The sequence below is a fragment of the Roseobacter sp. TSBP12 genome, assembly GCF_009129705.1.
Classification (GTDB): domain Bacteria; phylum Pseudomonadota; class Alphaproteobacteria; order Rhodobacterales; family Rhodobacteraceae; genus Celeribacter; species Celeribacter baekdonensis_A.
Genome location: NZ_PYIB01000012.1, coordinates 1 through 1875 on the forward strand (window position 1 = coordinate 1; position 1875 = coordinate 1875).

Here is a 1875-nt window from a genome sequence, read left to right on the forward strand (position 1 = left end):
CCGCGCGATCCTGCGCATCCTTGTTGCTGAAGAAGCCCTCGCCTCGGAAACCTGCACCTGCCTGCTGGGCGACTTCACCTGGGATCAGGCGCTCACCGCCCTGCCCCGGTTCCAGACCTCGGACAACCCACGCCTGCCATTCAAGGTGCTCGATCTCTACGCGCAGGCCGACGCGCTCGAGGCGCAAGTTGTGGAGGCCTGTGCGGAGTAGATGGGGGTCATTCGCGACATCCTGAGCCAGGTCGACGCCGCGGTGGATACCGTGGCGCAGGACGGGTTTGTCTCTTCGGCAGGTGCTGTCGGCGATGTGATCTCCGCCGGGGCCGCGCTCCTTGTCGTGCTCCTCGGGATCAACGCGGTGATGCAACTCCGCCCCCTGTCCTTCGGCACCGGCTTTGCCTTCGGCATGAAGATCGCGCTCGTGGGGATCTTCGCGCAGAGCTGGGACAATTTCAGCGTCATCTATGACATCGTCACGCGCGTTCCTGACTCCGTCGGCGCCTCGATCCTGGCGCTCACCGGGTCGGGCGACGAGGCCGGGGTCTATGAGAGCCTCGACAACATGGTCGCTCGCATCACCGCCTATGGCGACACGATCGGCGACCGCGCGGGCTGGGTCTTCGGCGCGGTCCTGGGTGCCATCTTCTTCGTCCTTTCCGCCGTCTTCGCCGCCGTCACCGCCGGGATCATCGCCTTCGCCCGGATCGTCTTCGCGCTGATGATCGTCATCGCCCCCTTCATGATCGTGACCTCGCTCTTCAAGCCGACCCAGTCCCTCTTCGAGGCCTGGACCCGCGCCACCATCGGCTATGCGCTCATGCCGGTCGCGGCCGCCGGGGCCGCGGGCATCATCGTTGCGATCGCCGAAGTGATCGGGGACGCCTCGGCCGATCCGGGCGATGTCGAGACCGTCAGCCTCATCCTGCCCTTCCTCGTCATTCTGATCCTCAGCGCCGGGATCATGGCCTCAGTCCCCTACATCGCCTCCAACCTCACCGGTGTTGTCGGCATTGCCTCGAATGCCGTGGGCCTGACCGGGCTCGCGCGGCAGGGCTTCGTGAACACGCGCCAGTATGGCACCGGCGCGACCGCGCGCCTCGTCACCGGCAAGTCCCCGCATGAGCTGAACCAGATGGCCAATGCGGGCGTGGTGAAGACCGGCGAATTGATCCGGCAAAGCCCCGGCGCGCTTCTCTCCGCCGCCAAGGCCTTCCGCAAACCCTGATGTGAAAGACGACGACTTTGAAGAAGCTTGTGACCAGTTCCTCCGCGCCTGACCGCGACGCTTTCGAGGCGGATTTCATCTACGGGCCAAGACGGCGCGAGCGTTTCGCTTGGTTCGTCGCGGCTGCGGGCGTGTTGGTCGGCGTGGCAGGAATGGTCGCGGGTGCGAGCCTCTTTCCGCTCAAGACGACCGAGACTTTTGTGGTCGTGGTCGACAAGGAGACCGGCGAGATGGACCGGGTCGCCGCCGTCCAGGCCCTGACGCTCTCGGAAAGCGATGCGATCATCCAGGCTAATCTGGTGGCCTATGTCGATGACCGCGAAACCTATGACCTGACCGATGGCGAGCAACGCATCAACTCGGTCCTCGACCGCTCCGACGGTGATGCTTCCCGCACATTGCGCGATCTCTGGTCCTCTACCAATGAGGACTACCCGATCACCGTCTATGGGCGCGACGCCAAGATCGAGGTGGTCATCAAGTCCGTGAACCAGATCGAGCGCGGCGTGGCCCAGGTCCGCTTCACCCGCACGCTGCGCCGGCCGCGCGACACCCGCACCGTGACCCGGTCTTACGTCGCCACGCTCAGTTACGACTTCCAACCCGAAACCCGCCAGCGCCTTCAGGATGTCTGGGCCAACCCCTTGGGC

Annotated in this window: 2 protein-coding genes and 1 pseudogene; all 3 read left to right on the forward strand. The window is 65.2% G+C overall.

All coding sequences use genetic code 11. The annotated features are described in order from the left end of the window. Positions 1-211: pseudogene (locus tag C8029_RS04365) on the forward strand (hypothetical protein); the annotation flags it as partial. Then, positions 212-1225, forward strand: a complete 1014-nt coding sequence (locus C8029_RS04370) for a TrbL/VirB6 family protein (protein WP_074646922.1) — start codon at positions 212-214, stop codon at positions 1223-1225. A gap of 17 nt (positions 1226-1242) precedes the next feature. Next, positions 1243-1875: VirB8 family type IV secretion system protein (locus C8029_RS04375; protein ID WP_152002346.1), on the forward strand; the 633-nt coding region annotated here is incomplete at its 3' end.

Excerpts from the sequence above, each read along its gene's own strand:
- C8029_RS04370 (WP_074646922.1), top strand. The coding sequence starts at position 212 with ATGGGGGTCATTCGCGACATCCTGAGCCAGGTCGACGCCGCGGTGGAT.